Consider the following 16,623-nt stretch of genomic DNA (forward strand, 5'->3'; position numbering starts at 1 on the left):
ATTGGGGAAAATACAATTGTAAAGATAAAGACAGTGTTTGTCTTTATCACCACTTTATCATTTGGCTTTATAGCTTCCAAGCGTTTCAGGAGTCACCTTTTTAAGATAAGATAGATTATGCAGCACTTCATGCTTTACTGTGTATTCTTTTACTAGGAAGACTAGTTATTGTGTTGCTCTTATAGATTTTTTGAAGAAACATCTCTTTTTATGAAAGGAAAAATACAAGATTTATTGCATACGATTATCCTTATAAAGTTATAAGCTATCATTATTCGATTAGTTATTCAAATGAATAAAATTTCTTTCCTTGAAAAGGCTTATAAAAGAGTTGTTGTATCTTAGAGCTATTATTTTCATTTTGCTTGTTATGTACAAGAAAACAGTTTTTTGGTTTATTATTAAAAGGTCTTGAAAGGAATATTCTCCTATCTTTATAAATCTTTATTTTAAGTTATAAAGTAATGAATTATCAATATAAATCAAAGGAATATAACATAAATCTAAATATTTAGATTAACATCTAATTTATTTATGATAAAATTGCTTTAATATATTGAATTATAATGATAATTTATCGTTTTATCTTTTGAATAAGAGCTACGAATATTCGTAGGGTTTTATTATTTCAAATTCTGTGTATGTTAAATTAATCAAAACCACTCACGAATGTCGTTGTGAAATGGGCTTAAGAGCATTGAGAAATGTTTCTTAAAAAAAGTTATATGAATGTGCAAAACAAGGATGTTCTGTTCTTTATGAGAGGACTATAAAGAAAGTGATAAACAAAAGTGCAACGCAATACATAATATTCATTATTTAAAAGATATTACTTTAGTTCGTTTTGAAATTCGTAAAGCTGAGTGAAAGGAAGACGGTAAAACTGGAAATTGTTTTTACCTTTACATCTTTACATTTTCCCTAAATGAGAATGTATACTCGTCAATATGCACAGATATAGGAAAATATTTTTGTTCTAATCTAGTAAAATTGCAATAGCAGAGAAAATACTAAACTGTTTTAATATTTTTCTTAAATACCTAAAATGGATTGTGGCATTTTTAGAAATCTTTTTACTTGTATCATATATAAGCACTCTATATTGTATTGAAGAGGCATTTTTTGCATAAGATCTATGAAGAGTATCGTTTTTATGAAGCTATGGCTTCATGTAAGGGAATAACATTTTCTCCTTCTCTTTCTGGTGGTTTGATTGTTAAACCACTTGCCTTTAAAAAATTAGAGAAACGTCCCCCTTTATCGATCAATTCTTGAAAGTTTCCTTTTTCCATTAAGTGACCATGATCCAGAAAGAGTATCACATCAGCATTGCGTACTGTTGAGAGGCGATGTGCTATAATAAAAGTAGTGCGGTTATGGCTTATGCAATCGAGAGCATCTTTGACACGTGCCTCTGTTTCAACATCAAGAGCGCTTGTTGCTTCATCTAGAATGAGAATAGGGGCATTTTTTAAAACAGCGCGTGCAATTGCTAGTCGCTGTTTTTCTCCACCTGATAATTGAGATCCTCGTTCGCCCACCATTGTGTTATAACAATCAGCTTTTTTTAGAATAAAATCGTGAGCTTCTGCTATTTTTGCTGCTTCATAAAGTTCTTCATTTGTTGCGCTCGCTTTTCCTATTGAAATATTGTCATGAATAGTACGGTTGAAAAGACCCGAGTCTTGAAATACTGTTGCTAGAGATTTGCGTAAAGATTCGCGATTGATTGAGCATATATTTATTCCATCAATGGAGATATGCCCAAGGGTAGGGTCGTATACGCGCTGCAACAGATTGATCAATGTTGTTTTTCCAGCCCCTGTTGGTCCTACAATCGCAACAGTTTGTCCTGCTTTAACTTCAAAGGAAATATCAAAAACACCTTGAGAAGAATTTGGGAATTGATAGGTCACGTGATGAAATTGTATGGCGCCTTTAACATTTTGGAGGGAAGGAAGATTTTGCGGTTCGTTAATATGAAAGGTTGAGTCTTCCATTTCAAAAAATTCTTGCAGTTTTGCTTGTGAGGATATTGCACAATTAATAAAATTGCTCATTTGGTCTAGGCGGCTAATCATGAGTTGTGCAAATCCAACAAAAGCAACGACTTCACCTACTCGTAATTGATCTTTTGCAACAAAAAAAGCTCCAAGGAGAAGAACACAAACGATTGAAATTGTTGAAGCCATTCGATTTAAGCCACTGGCGAGCGCCCACCAATTGAGAACAGGATTTTGTGCTTTAAGAAGAGCATTTGTATGTTGATGCAGTATGGAAGTTTCTTCTTTTATTCGGTTATAACTTTGTACAATGGAAACATTAGAGATTGAATCACTGACATGCTTAAAAAGGTTATGATGATAGCATTCTACAGCGGCTTGTCCGTCTTTTGTTTTTCGCATCACTAAACGTGCAATTAATACATAAATGATGGCAAGCACAACCAAGACTATTGAAAGACGCCAATTCATATTAAACGCGATGGGGATGAGAACCAATAAGGCGACAAGCGTTGAGAGGTGTTGGCGCATAAAATCAAGCCATATGGTTGACATGGAATCTATTGCGCGCAAAAGTGTATGGAGTGCGTTGGAAGTTCCACGTTGTTGATGCCAAATTAAAGGCATGGCAATGATACGTTCGAAAGATTCCGTTAAAACCGTTAAGCGGCGTCTATGGGCTAAGCGGTCAGCACCGCGAGCAACAAGGACATAAGCAATAATATGTGAAAGTCCAAAACAAACCCAAATGGCAAGAGTAGGGATGATAGCTGTTTTGTCTGTAATAGAATCAATAACTTGTCCAAATAAAATAGGTTCTGCAATAGTGATAATAGCTAATATAACATTAGCGGTACAGATTAAAAGGGATGCATTTTTTTCTCTATTTAGGTAAGTGAGAACACGTGCATAGGTTTTGAATAAGGACACGGTTAATTATCTCCATTCGCTATTAAGCGTAAAGGCTGTTGATTTTTACAACGCTTAGTTTTTAGCTAATAAAATTTGGACGTTAAGAAAAGGAAATTTTGGATACTAACTGTAATATGGTGTGATAAAACCAACTAAAATATGAATTTTTGTGTTTATAAAGGCGCAAAAATAGATCAATAAAATTATCAGGTAAGGGAATTTTCATGGCAGGCATAGAAATAAAAAAAGTTGAGGCAGATGAAAATGGAATGCGCTTAGATCGCTGGTTTAAAGTGCATTATCCAGGACTTGGTTTTGGAGCTTTGCAAAAATTGTTGCGTTCTGGTCAGATACGGGTTGATAGTGGACGTGTTAAAGCCGATACGCGTCTTTGTATAGGGCAAGCTGTTCGTATTCCACCTCTCCCTATTAATGACAAGGAGAGTCTTTCAATAACGGATAAAACACTTCGTGGGCAGGATGATGGGACCGTTTTGAAAAAAATGCTGCTTTATGAAGATCCAAAGGTATTTGTTTTTAATAAACCAGCTGGGTTGGCTGTACAAGGAGGCTCTGGTTTAACACGTCATATGGATAGTATGCTTGAGGTATGGCGCAATAAAAAAGGTGAAAAGCCGCGTTTGGTTCATCGTCTTGATCGTGAGACGTCGGGTGTGCTTATTGTTGCGCGATCAAGGGGAGCTGCTCAGTCCTTAACTGCTGCTTTTAGAGCGCGAGAAACAAAAAAGACTTATTGGGCGTTGGTTCGGGGCGTGCCTAAAAAAAAGCAGGACAAAATTTCAACGTGGATGGTTAAGGAAATGACTGCACAAGGTGACAAAATGCGTGTTTGTGAACATGGGGAGCCAGATTCACATCATGCGGTTTCTTACTATCGCGTTTTAGATACGCGAGGGCGGGCTCTTTCGTGGCTTGAAATGGAACCCTATACAGGGAGAACACATCAGCTTCGTGTGCATGCAGCCCATATGGATCATCCTATCATTGGCGATACAAAGTATTTTTTTTCTGATAGTAATTGGACATTACCAGGAGGAATTCAAAATCGTCTTCATCTTCATGCACGTCGTATTCGTATTCCGCATCCTTCAGGAGGAATATTGGACATTGTTGCACCTTTACCACCTCATATGGTCCAAAGTTTTAATCTTTTATCTTTTAATGAGAGTGATGCTGAAACCGACTAAACAAACTTCATTTGTTCTTTTTGATTGATACAAATTTTATCTATAAATTTGATAAGATGAATAGGGCATCATTTGAAGAAAGTTTTTGATAAGTCAATAGCTATGAGAAAATTGTGTTTTTGAGTGATGAAATTTTCGAATATCATGGCTTTCTTTCTACAGCTCTTTATCCATATTGATTGTATTGTTATTTTGGATATGATGTATCGTTTAATAATCTGAGTTTATGAAGCTGCTCCTTTGAATTATCTACAGAGGTCATATATTGGGGAGGCGTGTCTGTTGAGGGAGATGAGTTAGATAAAATCTGAAAGATATTTACTAAAATAGTGAAAGCAATTTTAGTTTTTTCATGGGGAATAATGGAGGCATTTTATAGTAATGCTGAGGGAAAGTAGCCTCTCAAAAAATTCCTGTTGTCAAGGATTTTTGTTTTGTTATCAATGTGGTTTGATATGCTTATAGTATAGATTTATGCTTTGTATCTTTGCTTACACAATGAAGCCTTCTTAGCAAAGCTCTCCTTTCAATGACCAATTATTTTTCTACTTGCTTAGTTTATCCAAAAGATTATCTTTCATAAAAGAAGAAATAAGTTTTTAGTATCTTAATGCTTCATTGAAGTGAACTCATCACATTGAAAAAATATCTAGACAAAAAATTGGAGATAAAACGTCAGGCGCGTTTTATTGCTCTAGGGAGGGCTTGAACACTTTTGTTTTTTCTAGTGAACAAAAACAGATATTTATTATGGGAACATTCAAAGGGGGGATAAATTGAAATGAGGAGTGACTGATGGGATCATTATTGATTGACGTTAATAACGTCTCAAAAATATATCGCAACATTGACAGAGGAATTGGTTTTAAAAACAAGATATTTTCTCTCCTCAAGCCGGTTTATACAAATCATCATGTGTTAAAAGATATGAGTTTCACCCTCTTTTCAGGGCAATCGTTAGCAATTCTTGGCCCTAACGGAGCGGGTAAATCGACACTGATTAAAATACTTTCTGGTATACAATACGCTGATGAGGGATGTGTTAAAGTCCTTGGTGTTGATCCTTATAAAGCGAAGAAAAATCTGTTCAAGTCTTTGGGTGTGGTCTTTGGTCATAAGAATTGTTTATGGTGGGATTTGCCCTTACGCTACAGTCTGGATATGGTTCAACCATTATATGGTCTTGAACGCGCCTCTTTTACCCGTGATCTTAAAGAGATCGCTGAGTTACTGGGTCTTGAGCATATTATGGATAAGCCAGTGCGGATGCTTAGTCTGGGTGAGAGAGTGAAAAGTGAATTGGCATTTAATCTCTCCTTTAGACCTAAACTGTTGTTTCTCGATGAGCCAAGTATTGGTCTTGATCTTACATCTAAGCATGAAATCAGGGAGCTTCTTAAAAAACTGAAAAGGGAGCGTGGCACTGGGTATATCATCACAAGTCATGATATGGGAGATATTGATGGATACGTTGATGATATTATTCTCTTGCATAAAGGAAAGAAACAGTTTCATGGTAATCTTCACGCGCTTAAAAATGTCATTCCTTCTTTGGTGAGAATAACGTTTTTTTGTGAACACATGGCTGTACCTTCAGCTGTTGTAGAAAAAATTGATGAGATTGCGTTGAAATTATCTACTTCTTTAAAAGATAAGCACTTTAACGCTGAAGAATGCTCGCTGGAGGTTTCGCTGCCCCGTGAGGATTTTGCGCGTTTTGTACGCGAAATTACAACCAAATTGAACTGTACGTTCTCTGTATCCACTCCCTCGCTTGAAGAGATGCTCCGTGTTAAATTTAAAGAATTTATCTAACCACTGCTTTGGTATGTTTCTTTTTGCCAAGAATGGATTACTCACTGTTCTAAGTGATAGAGCAATGTTTTTTACCGATATTATCATTGGGACACTTTCGCCATTTGTTATTCAACTTCTATTATGGAATGCACTTTTCTCTGATACGGGCAACACCATAAATGGCTTTAGCTTTTATGATATGATGTATTATTATGCTTTTGCTTTAGTCCTAGGTCGCTTAAATAATGGTTATAATGTGATTAAGTTTTTCTCTCATCATGTTAAAGAAGGCCAATTAGAAGTATATCTTACAAAGCCCTTTAGTTATATGACACAAATGCTTTTTACTTTTTTAGGGGAGAGTGTATTATATAGCATCCCATTATTGGCTCTTTTTATTGTTAAGCTTGTTTTATCCTATGAAAATATTCTGGGATTGGTCATCGCTTTTCTGTTCTTTTTTCTGGTTGTTATTCTATCACAATTGCTTTGTTTCTTAATCTCTTTTGGAATTGCTTTATTAAGCTTTTGGGTGATTGAGTACAATATATTACTCTCTTTTAGTATTCTTAGTTCAGCGCTTCTTGGGGGTGTTCTTTTACCACCATCTTTTTGGCCGGTGTGGCTTATTCCGCTTATGCAATTTAATCCTTATCGTTTCATGATATCCGCTCCTGCCGAGTTTTTCGCGACGCAAAATTTAGCGTTGTTTCAGCAGTTTATTTTCGGAAGTTTTACTTATATTTTGTGTTTTTTATTCTTAATTTATATCGCTTGGAATAAAGGGATGAAAGCATATAATGGAGCAGGTGGTTGAGATGAAAATCATCCTTCATTTTATCAGTCTGAATATCCGCCGACAGATTGTTTATGGTAAGAATTTGGCTGGGGAGTTTATTCTTTCTCTATGCTATTATTTTATTCAATTCATATTTATTGATAGAATATCTTCTTTTTCAGGAAAGATCGGTAACTATAGCAGAGATGAAATCCATTTTATCTTTGTTGTCTTTGTTTTACTTGGAATATTTTTGAATATTTTTACTAATTCTATTGAAACGTTTTTTGAAAAAGTAGCGGATGGTAAAATTGAACCATACTTGATAAAGCCCGTTTCAATCTGGTTGTTGATGTTATTTGGTTGGTGTAAACCTCTTAATCTGATCAAGCTCTTTGTTCTTTATGTTAGTGCCTATTTATTTGTATCATTACCGAATATATCCGGTCTTAAGCTAAGATGGATCTCTTTTGTTGTTGCAATATTTTGTGTTTTTATCGTCAATATTTGTTTTTTCATGATGTTTAATTTTGTAACATTTATTATTAGCCGTAAGATGCCTGTCGAATATTTTCATGAAATGATTTACGAGCTTTCATTTGTACCAATAGGAATTTATCCTTTAAGCATCGTAAAATGGCTTTTGTTTATGCTTCCTATGGCTTTTTCTGCTTCCTTGCCTGTGTCATTGTTGCTTGGTAAAGGCGAATGGAATATTGGATATCTTCTGTTGAGCGCTTTTCTTTCCATGGTCATGACTTTCATAAGTTATAAGAAAACAATGCGTAAATTTAATGGATTAGGGGGATGAGATGAAAGTCAGCATGATTATAAAAATAAAAAATTGAGTGAAAATTCTATCGTACTGTAAAATATCGTTATTTATGCTGGCGGTATAGGGTATGTAAAATTTACACATGAGGATTTTTATTAGACATATTCATGCATAAAATCGGTTGTATTTCTATAGCTATGAGCAAAGAATTTACAACAGAAATCATAGAGTTAAATTTCTTGGTTTTAGATCAGTTTTAGTTTGAGTTTGGATGGCTGCTTGATGACACAAGCCAATTGTAAGATGGTGTACAATATTAGTAGTGCTTTCTCCTCCGAGCAAAATTTACTTTTGTTGCGTTTATAGTGCTAAAAAACTGTCAAAGATGGGTAATTTTTATATGTGCAAAATGTGGTTATTCGTGCGGATTTTGTTGGTACATTCAATATATTATTACGTGGATGAGTTTTTGCTTAAACAATAAGAAAATTGACAGAATAAAGCTTTTAAGTTGCCCGATAGAAAGCTAAGAGCTTCGCCAAACAACATGATAGCAATTATCAAGACAACAATCACATAGAGATTTTTCAGCATGCTGAGCAGTCAAAATTCAGTTAATAATTGCTTGGAAATAAAAGGATCCACTAAGCAAAGCGGGAAAAAACGATGGCAACGCAACTGAGTTCAATAACATAATTAAATATATTTCTTTGTTGTAATGGTTAATTAAGGGAATTATACTTAATTTTATTGTAAATTTCTTATTTTATGTTATGATTTTATTTGATATAAAGATAATTATTATGTACTATTTTAGTGTTATTATAAATATTATTATTTAATTAAATATATACAATATAAACATAATATATTTATATTATTTTAAAAAGTAATTAAATAAGATATTATTTTTTAAAAAATTATTTTCTATTTTTTTAATATTAATAAGCTCATTTTTAAATTTTTCTTAACAATGATAAGAGAAAAATGGAGTTTTACATCCTCTTTACAATAAATAAAAATGATACTTTAATCTGGTTTTGCTCTCTAAGCTTAGAGCTATACAAATGTTATTGCTTATCATTAATAAAACTAATGTGATTGATGGCGTAGAGATTACAAAGGGCTAATTTTTTTTGCATGTAATTCATATCTTTTACAAGACTTTAAAAATAACACAGAAAAAATGAGAGAGGAAGGAATAGTGAACAAGAGTGATAAGCTTTTTCATTTTCTAGTGTTATGATTACTTTTGTATTTTACGGTTCATTCATTGTATGTATGATCAATTCCAAAATTTTTATTTTAAGCTTATAGTGAATCTATATTTTAGTCTGTTATTGAAGTGTTGTCGTGATTGAGATTACAATATCACAGTAGTGAACACTCTGATTTAATAGAGAAGATTGTTTGCTAGCAAATAATCTATCCATATCAACGTTATTTAAATTTTTTTCCAAAATATATATCTATGTTAATTTTCGTGATTGATATCTTTTCTAAGATGAAAAGGGGCATGAGCTGATTTGAATATCCATAAATTTTTCGTATTAACTCAAAAAATATACGATCACATCATTTTACGGCTATTCTAGATTATCATTTTGATAAACTGAATAAGTATAGCGATGCGTCTTACAAATATTTGCTAAAATGCTTTTATTGGACATTATTAAATTTTTATGATTCATATTTTTAATCATTTTATCTTGGTTAGAAAGAAGGTGTATTCATTTTTATTTCTCTATTTTATCTTAGAGTCGTGGAATTATATTAATGTTAGAAAGTTATAATTGTGGAAGACAATGAACTTTATTAAAATTATTCCACGTTCTTGTAGAAACGCATGGCTGTGAAATCGTTGAAATGTGTAATAGCTTATGGCATTAGATTTGGCGCATTCACCAAAGTTATCCCTTATCTTACCTAATTTAGCTTTTTCAATCAAAGAGTTAAGCTGGTGCTTACGCTAATTGTAGCTGGGGCAAATATTTTTTCTCAATCTATCCTAAGGAAAAATTATTTTATAAAAATATTTATTTTACTATATTATACAAAAAAATAAAAATATTATGTGTAACTAAAAAACAACATATTGATATTTTTATATATTATAAAATCATAATAATATTTATGATAATAAAGCTAAATTCATAATAAAAACAATAAAATAATTTTATTTTAATATATTTTTATCATTAAACTACATAATGTAAAGTACAAATAAAATAATTGACAATTATTAAATAAACATGTAACGGATATATTGTAAGTGTAATATAATATTAAAATAACAATTAAAATAAAATTATTAATTAAATTTTGTATTATATTTTTATTATCAGAAGATAAATATACTTTATCGATAGATAACGGAATGTTTTCTATTTAGAGGGGGCGGTAAAGAAAATTTATTTTACTAAATATTGTAATTAGGTGGTTATGATGAAAATATTCAAGCATTGTATAGTATGTTTTGTTGCAGTAGCGATTTTCTTTTCACAGATTTTAAGAGCCAATGCTGATTCTTTAAATGGCAGATTTCAAAATGCTGGTTTTATTTCTGTAATGACACAGGAAAATAGAGTTATTAAAGCTGTTGATATGATTATTAGCCAGTTTGGAGGACAAGGGGCTGAGAAAAATGTCCAAAAAGTTGCGGGTTTAATGGGGTTGGAGACAGCGATTTTTGGTCTCATCGCATATCTTGTATATTTCTTTACTAGAAAGCCACCGAGTCCTAACAGAGAGACAGGTGGAAGAACATTCGATGCTTTTGCTCATAGTTCATGGGCTTTGAATTAAAAGATATTATCCTTGATAAACTTTGAATTATGCTGTTATTGAATGTTTTATATTAAATAAACCGTGATATTTAATCACGGTTTATTTATTTTTTTTAATCTTAATGACCTTGATAAGTTTATCCTTTTATATCATTAAGATATTGTTTTGTGGATGCCTGTATATGGTGCATTAAATTCAGCTAATCAGTTGCTTTTTAAATTTACTTAAATTTTTTTCTCTTCAAAATGCGCATTTGAGCTAAGTTTGTGGTTGATATTTTTTTTATGATGAAAACGCGAATGCATTAATTGAGATATCCATAAACTTTGTATATCAACTCAAAAAATACAAGGTCACACAATCTTACGACTATTTGTGGGTTTTATGTTGATGAACTGAATAAGTATAGCGATGCGTCTTACAAATATTTGCAAAAATGCTTTTATTGGACTCTTTTAATCTCTTTGTGGTTTACAATTCATTTTATCATTTTATCTTAAGCAAAGAGAATGTGGATTCATTTCTATTTCTCTATTTTATCTGAGAAGGGTGGAGTTATACGAATGTCAAAAAAAGTCATGATCGTGGAAGATAATGAGCTTAATATGAAGTTATTTCGCGATCTTGTAGAAGCGAGTGGTTATGAAACCGTTGAAACACGTAATGGTCTTATGGCATTAGATTTGGCGCGTTCATCAATGCCATCTCTTATTCTTGTGGATATCCAGTTGCCAGAGGTCTCTGGAATAGATGTTATTAAACAATTAAAAGAAGATGAAGAACTTCGATCAATCCCCGTTGTTGCTGTAACAGCTTTTGCTATGAAAGGCGATGAGGAGCGAATTCGTGCCAGTGGATGTGAAGAATATATGTCAAAGCCTATTTCTGTTCCTCATTTTATTACAATGGTAAAGCATTTCTTGGACTAAAGCTTGTTAAGTGATGATAGAAAAAATATTGAAAAGCTTATAAGATTGCTAAAGTTGTCGCGTAAAGATTTTTGTGCTTTAGCACGTCGATATATTACAAGTTAGTAAAACAGATTTAAAAAATTGAAACTGAAGTTTTGAATTTTTTCGGTCTATTTTTCTTGCCTTTTATCTTAAGAGAAGAGGTTGTTTTGCATTCTTGTTTTTTCTAATCGGTATAGATTTGTTCCTACATTCATCTAAAAGTCTGTTTTAGCAGTTTTAAAAAGCCCCGTTTTTGTCCGAGGCTTTATGCATTGCAAAAATTGAAATTAACGCTTTGAGAATTGGAAAGAACGACGTGCTTTTGCTTTACCGTATTTTTTACGTTCAACAACACGACTATCACGGGTAAGAAACCCACCTTTTTTCAAGATTGAGCGAAGTTCTGGTTCGTAATAGGTTAAAGCTTTGGAAATGCCATGGCGCACTGCACCGGCTTGTCCAGAAAGACCACCGCCTGCAACGGTTGCAATAATATCAAACTGGGTATCCCTATTTGTTGCAACAATTGGTTGACGAAGAATCATTCTAAGAACAGGACGAGCAAAATATTTGTCAAATTCCTTATTGTTGATCGTGATTTTTCCAGAACCTGGTTTAATCCATACACGCGCAACAGCGTCTTTACGCTTTCCTGTTGCGTAAGCACGTCCTTGTGAATCAAGCTTCTGCACGTGAACAGGAACAACATTTTCATGTGTTTCTGTAATACTTGTTACTATGCTAAGCTCAGAAAGAGAATTAATTTCAGCCATAATCAAGCAATCCTTTTGTTTTTGCGGTTTAAAGCACCAACGTCAAGAGATTCAGGCTGTTGTGCTTCATGTGGATGTTGGCTTCCAGCGTAAACACGTAGATTCTTCAATTGACGGCGACCAAGAGGCCCTCGAGGAATCATGCGCTCTACTGCTTTTTCAATAACGCGTTCGGGAAAACGCCCCTCAAGAAGTTGACGTGCTGTACGTTGTTTGATTCCACCAATATAGCCGGTATGCCAATAATATTTTTTATCCGTATATTTTTTGCCAGTGAGAGCTATTTTATCTGCATTAATGACAATAACGTTGTCACCATCATCAACATGTGGAGTAAATGTAGCTTTATGTTTGCCACGTAAGCGGTTAGCAACAAATGTGGCAAGACGACCCAAAACAAGGTTTTCTGCGTCAATAATAACCCATTTTTTCACCACTTCAGTTGGCTTTTGTGAAAAAGTTGCCATAGAAGTATCCTTTATTAGAACCCTTTTAATATAAGGGAATTTTTACTGTTTTGCGTTGAAAATTGTTACCATAGCGAAATATTTAACGCATACTACTTGCTCTGATATAATGTCTTTTGATTGACGTCAAGAGAAAATAAAAACTTTATAAAACAACATGTTACAAGAAAGGTATTATAATACCCCATTAAAAGAAGTTTGTAGACCATTTAAATTTAAAATGAATGTTGCAAAAGACTATTTTATCTTTAACGCATGATTGTATTTTATCGTTCTTCATTATAAAATAAGAAATAATGCAGTGGTCTCGTTATTTTCTCAATGTTGAATCTTCTGCTTGTGGTCAAGCTTGGTTAGATGCCCTTGATGTTCAAGGGATAAATAACGCGCGCGCTATTTCTCAAAAATTTGGCTTTCCAGATCAGTTAGCTCGAGTACTTTCAGCAAGAGATGTGGATGAAGCTGAGGCTGTTGCTTTTATTAATCCAACATTGCGTACGCTTATGCCTGATCCAGAAAGTTTTAGGGATATGCAATGCGCTGCAGAGCGCATTGTTAAGGCTCTTCTCAATCAAGAACAGGTTGCTGTGTTTGGTGATTATGATGTTGATGGTGCTTGTTCATCGGCACTCATAGCACGTTTTTTTCGTTATTTTGGTATTGAAGTCAAAATTTATATTCCTGATCGTATTGTTGAAGGCTATGGTCCGAATGAACAAGCAATGAGGATGCTTGTGCAAGAAGGCGCTCGGTTAATTATCACTGTTGATTGTGGCGCAAACAGTCCTGATGCCGTAAAAGCAGCGAGGCTTGCTGGTGCTGATGTTGTGATTTTAGATCATCATCAAATGTCAGAGATTCATCAAGAAGCTGTTGCTCTTGTCAATCCTAATCGTCCTGATGATTTTTCTAAACAGGGGCATTTATGTGCAGCTGGCGTTGTTTTTGTTACGTTAGCTTGGGTTCATCATTTGCTGCGGAAAAAACAATTCCAAGGACCGCTGCCTGATCTTTTAAGTATGCTTGATCTTGTTGCATTGGCAACCATATGTGATGTCGTTCCATTACAGGGGGTTAACCGTGCTTTTGTGTTAAAAGGGCTTCAAGTTGCTCGTTCTATGCATAATCTAGGAATAACAGCTTTAACAAAGGTTGCACGAATAGGGGAGCCGCTTAATAGTTTTCATTTAGGTTTTTTATTAGGTCCTAGAATTAATGCAGGAGGGCGCATTGGTGATCAAGCTTTGGGAGCACGTTTGCTTAGCTGTGAGAATAAAGATGAAGCGGACAGAATAGCAGAACAATTAGATCGGCTTAATCAAGAACGCCAAGAAATGGAGAATATTCAATTAGCACAAGCGGAATCCTATATTGCTTCTCTTTATCAAGGTCAAGAAACACCATTGTCACTTGTCATTTCTCATAAAGAATGGCATCCGGGGATTATTGGTATTCTTGCTTCCCGCCTCAAAGAGCGTTTTTTTTGTCCTGTTTTTGCTATTGCTTTGAAAGAAGATGGAAATGGCGTAGGGTCGGGACGCTCAATTAATGGTATAGATTTAGGAGCAATCGTTCGTGAAGCTGTTACACTCAATTTATTAGAAAAAGGAGGGGGGCATAGTATGGCAGCAGGAATTACAATTCAATCAACAAAAATTGAAATTTTTCGAAAATGGCTAGAAGAAAAAGTTTCTTTAATGGTTTCACAGTTGCGTGCAAAAAAATCTCTTAGTATAGATGGTTCTCTTTCTGCTTCTGGTGTTAATGAAGCGCTGTTTGAATTGCTTGAAAAAGCAGGGCCATTTGGGGCAGGGAATGCAACACCTGTTTTTGTTCTTCCCTCTCATCGACTGGTGAATCTATCTGAAGTTGGTAAAGGACATCTTCGCCTCATTGTATCTAATGTTGAAGGAAAAAAACTACAAGGAATAGCTTTTCGTGCTGTAGGGACATCGCTAGGTGATTTTCTTTTTGAAAATATTGGTGAAATGATTCATTTAGCTGGTCATCTTAGTTTGAATTATTGGAATGGAACGATCAATCCGCAACTGCGCGTGATTGACGCAGCTGCAGTGGTTTGAAAGGGATATTTTTTATATTAGATGTCTAGATTAGAAGCAAAAGTAGAGTTTTCTTGTATGAAACGAAATCGTGCTTCTGGTTTTGTTCCCATGAGACTTTCTACAGTCTTTTTCGTTTCTTGCATTTCCACGGCATCAATAGAAACACGAAGCAATGTACGTTTTTGAGGATGCATAGTCGTTTCTTTAAGTTGTTCTGCGCGCATTTCACCCAGCCCTTTAAAACGCCCGATTTCGATTTTAGCTTTTCCAGTAAATTCAGTTTTGAGCAATTCATCCTTATGAATGTCGTCACGAGCATAAGCAACTTTTCCTCCTTGCGATATTCTATAAAGGGGAGGGACGGCAAGATATAAATGTCCCTGATGAATAAGGTCAGGCATTTCTTGAAAGAAGAAGGTAATGAGCAGTGACGCAATATGAGCACCATCAACATCAGCATCTGTCATGATGATAATACGTTCATATCTGAGATCTTTTTCACGATACTTGGAGCGTGTTCCACATCCAAGAGCAAGGATCAGATCGCTAATTGTTTGGCTTGAGTTCATTTTTTCATGTGCAGCACTGGCGACATTTAAGATTTTACCACGAAGAGGTAAAATTGCTTGGTTTGCTCTATTTCTTGCTTGTTTAGCAGATCCTCCTGCAGAATCCCCTTCAACAATGAATAGTTCAGCACCCAAAGCATGGTTCTGGCTACAATCTGCAAGTTTACCGGGCAGACGTAATTTACGGACAGCAGTTTTTCGACTTATTTCTCTATCTTGGCGTCGTCTAACACGTTCTTCAGCACGTTCAATAACCCAATCGAGAAGTTTTGTTGCTTCTTGTGGGGAATTTGCTAACCAATGATCAAAAGGATCGCGGATTGCATTCTCAACGATACGCTGTGCTTCAATGGTTGCTAATCGATCTTTTGTTTGTCCAACAAATTCAGGGTTACTGATAAAGACTGAAAGTATTGCGGCTGTTGAAATCATAATATCGTCAGACGTAATAATCGTTGCGCGCTTGTTTCCTATTAACTCAGCGTAGGATTTCAATCCACGCAAAAGAGCTTGACGTAATCCTATTTCATGTGTTCCGCCTTCTCCTGTAGGAATCGTATTGCAGTAAGATTGCACACAAGAATCACCACCATGCCAAGCGATAGCCCACTCAACGGAGCCATGGCCATTATTGTGTTGTGTTTTGCCAGAAAAAATTTCTGACGTTACTCGATATTCATCTTTTAGTGACGAAAGTAAATAGTCTTTAAGCCCATCGGGAAAATGAAAAACAGCTTTTTCAGGAATATTTTTTGCGCCTTCAAGTATGACGGGATCACAAGACCAGCGAATTTTTACGCCACCAAAAAGATAGGCTTTGGAGCATGTCATCTTATAGATTTTTTCTGGATCAAAAGCTGCTTTTTCACCAAAAATTTTATGATCAGGATGAAAACGAACGCGCGTACCACGACGATTATAAACATCTCCCAGATCTTCTAATCCAGATTGAGGAATACCACGTGAGAAACGTTGGCGGTAAAGTTTTCGTTCTCGTGCAACTTCAACTTCCATATCATCAGAAAGAGCATTGACGACAGAAATTCCTACTCCATGAAGTCCACCTGCAGTTTGATAAGCCTTTCCATCAAATTTTCCCCCTGAGTGGAGTTGTGTCATAATAACTTCAAGAGTCGATTTCTCAGGCATTTGAGGATGATTTTCAACAGGAATACCGCGTCCATTATCTGTAACGGTTATATAACCATTCCTATCTAATGAGACCTCAATAGAATCTGCATAACCCGCAACAGCTTCATCCATCGCGTTATCAATAATTTCGGCAAATAAATGATGAAGCGCTTTACTGTCTGTTCCACCAATATACATTCCAGGGCGTAAACGTACCGGCTCTAAACCCTCAAGAACTCGAATAGAGAGGGCATTATAGTCATCTTCTTGCGTATCTTTTGCACTTTTTCTTGAAATCATCGCGTTTGATTTCATTGGAGACTGCAGAGTGTTTTCTTTTGTATTTACCCGAGATTGGGCTTTATTTAAAACACTAAAAAGATCCTTTTTGTTATCGCTCATAGCGT

At 34.7% G+C, this 16,623-nt stretch carries 11 protein-coding genes; 7 read left to right on the forward strand and 4 right to left on the reverse strand.

Annotated features, from left to right (window positions below; translation table 11 throughout):
* Positions 1 to 1,151: 1,151 nt before the first annotated feature.
* The gene (locus ACFIMK_RS02565; protein WP_375629013.1) at positions 1,152 to 2,933 is read right to left on the reverse strand and encodes a glucan ABC transporter ATP-binding protein/ permease; all 1,782 of its coding nucleotides are present in this window, start codon (positions 2,931 to 2,933) and stop codon (positions 1,152 to 1,154) included.
* A 206-nt stretch (positions 2,934 to 3,139) separates the two neighbouring features.
* Between ACFIMK_RS02565 and ACFIMK_RS02570 the strand changes: the two genes are divergently transcribed.
* From ACFIMK_RS02570 to ACFIMK_RS02595, 6 genes are all read left to right on the forward strand, one after another.
* Positions 3,140 to 4,123: an RluA family pseudouridine synthase gene (locus ACFIMK_RS02570; protein ID WP_375632409.1), complete on the forward strand. Its 984-nt coding sequence runs from the start codon at positions 3,140 to 3,142 to the stop codon at positions 4,121 to 4,123.
* A gap of 795 nt (positions 4,124 to 4,918) precedes the next feature.
* Positions 4,919 to 5,938: an ATP-binding cassette domain-containing protein gene (locus ACFIMK_RS02575; RefSeq protein WP_375638236.1), complete on the forward strand. Its 1,020-nt coding sequence runs from the start codon at positions 4,919 to 4,921 to the stop codon at positions 5,936 to 5,938.
* The gene (locus ACFIMK_RS02580; protein WP_375629019.1) at positions 5,913 to 6,737 is read left to right on the forward strand and encodes an ABC-2 family transporter protein; all 825 of its coding nucleotides are present in this window, start codon (positions 5,913 to 5,915) and stop codon (positions 6,735 to 6,737) included. Before ACFIMK_RS02575 ends, ACFIMK_RS02580 begins: the two co-directional genes overlap by 26 nt.
* On the forward strand, positions 6,721 to 7,509 hold the full coding sequence (locus ACFIMK_RS02585) for an ABC-2 family transporter protein (protein ID WP_375693514.1): 789 nt from the start codon (positions 6,721 to 6,723) through the stop codon (positions 7,507 to 7,509). Before ACFIMK_RS02580 ends, ACFIMK_RS02585 begins: the two co-directional genes overlap by 17 nt.
* A 2,409-nt stretch (positions 7,510 to 9,918) precedes the next feature.
* The gene (locus tag ACFIMK_RS02590) at positions 9,919 to 10,278 is read left to right on the forward strand and encodes a hypothetical protein (protein ID WP_375613153.1); all 360 of its coding nucleotides are present in this window, start codon (positions 9,919 to 9,921) and stop codon (positions 10,276 to 10,278) included.
* A 545-nt stretch (positions 10,279 to 10,823) separates the two neighbouring features.
* Positions 10,824 to 11,189, forward strand: coding sequence for a response regulator (locus ACFIMK_RS02595; protein ID WP_273724078.1), 366 nt, complete (start codon positions 10,824 to 10,826; stop codon positions 11,187 to 11,189).
* Between the two features lie 311 nt (positions 11,190 to 11,500).
* Here the strand turns inward: ACFIMK_RS02595 and rpsI are convergent, their stop codons facing one another.
* Both rpsI and rplM read right to left on the reverse strand, forming a co-directional pair.
* The gene (rpsI, locus tag ACFIMK_RS02600; protein WP_015856545.1) at positions 11,501 to 11,986 is read right to left on the reverse strand and encodes a 30S ribosomal protein S9; all 486 of its coding nucleotides are present in this window, start codon (positions 11,984 to 11,986) and stop codon (positions 11,501 to 11,503) included.
* Between the two features lie 2 nt (positions 11,987 to 11,988).
* Positions 11,989 to 12,453: a 50S ribosomal protein L13 gene (gene rplM / locus ACFIMK_RS02605; protein ID WP_015856544.1), complete on the reverse strand. Its 465-nt coding sequence runs from the start codon at positions 12,451 to 12,453 to the stop codon at positions 11,989 to 11,991.
* A 296-nt stretch (positions 12,454 to 12,749) separates the two neighbouring features.
* Between rplM and recJ the strand changes: the two genes are divergently transcribed.
* Entirely contained in the window at positions 12,750 to 14,534 is a 1,785-nt protein-coding gene (gene recJ, locus ACFIMK_RS02610) for a single-stranded-DNA-specific exonuclease RecJ (RefSeq protein ID WP_375629022.1), read from the forward strand.
* Positions 14,535 to 14,551: 17 nt separating this feature from the next.
* On the opposite strand, the gene parE is transcribed toward recJ, so the two are convergent.
* Positions 14,552 to 16,618 (reverse strand): DNA topoisomerase IV subunit B, encoded by a 2,067-nt coding sequence (parE, locus tag ACFIMK_RS02615; RefSeq protein ID WP_375629023.1) that lies wholly within the window; start codon positions 16,616 to 16,618, stop codon positions 14,552 to 14,554.
* Between the last annotated feature and the right edge of the window lie 5 nt (positions 16,619 to 16,623).

Origin of the sequence: Bartonella sp. AP280QHHD (assembly GCF_042196125.1) — a bacterium.
In the GTDB taxonomy this organism is placed as follows: domain Bacteria; phylum Pseudomonadota; class Alphaproteobacteria; order Rhizobiales; family Rhizobiaceae; genus Bartonella.

Excerpts from the sequence above, each read along its gene's own strand:
- ACFIMK_RS02570 (WP_375632409.1), top strand. The coding sequence starts at position 3,140 with ATGGCAGGCATAGAAATAAAAAAAGTTGAGGCAGATGAAAATGGAATG.
- ACFIMK_RS02575 (WP_375638236.1), top strand. The coding sequence starts at position 4,919 with ATGGGATCATTATTGATTGACGTTAATAACGTCTCAAAAATATATCGC.
- ACFIMK_RS02585 (WP_375693514.1), top strand. The coding sequence starts at position 6,721 with ATGGAGCAGGTGGTTGAGATGAAAATCATCCTTCATTTTATCAGTCTG.
- ACFIMK_RS02590 (WP_375613153.1), top strand. The coding sequence starts at position 9,919 with ATGAAAATATTCAAGCATTGTATAGTATGTTTTGTTGCAGTAGCGATT.
- ACFIMK_RS02595 (WP_273724078.1), top strand. The coding sequence starts at position 10,824 with ATGTCAAAAAAAGTCATGATCGTGGAAGATAATGAGCTTAATATGAAG.
- rpsI (WP_015856545.1), bottom strand. The coding sequence starts at position 11,986 with ATGGCTGAAATTAATTCTCTTTCTGAGCTTAGCATAGTAACAAGTATT.
- rplM (WP_015856544.1), bottom strand. The coding sequence starts at position 12,453 with ATGGCAACTTTTTCACAAAAGCCAACTGAAGTGGTGAAAAAATGGGTT.
- recJ (WP_375629022.1), top strand. The coding sequence starts at position 12,750 with ATGCAGTGGTCTCGTTATTTTCTCAATGTTGAATCTTCTGCTTGTGGT.
- parE (WP_375629023.1), bottom strand. The coding sequence starts at position 16,618 with ATGAGCGATAACAAAAAGGATCTTTTTAGTGTTTTAAATAAAGCCCAA.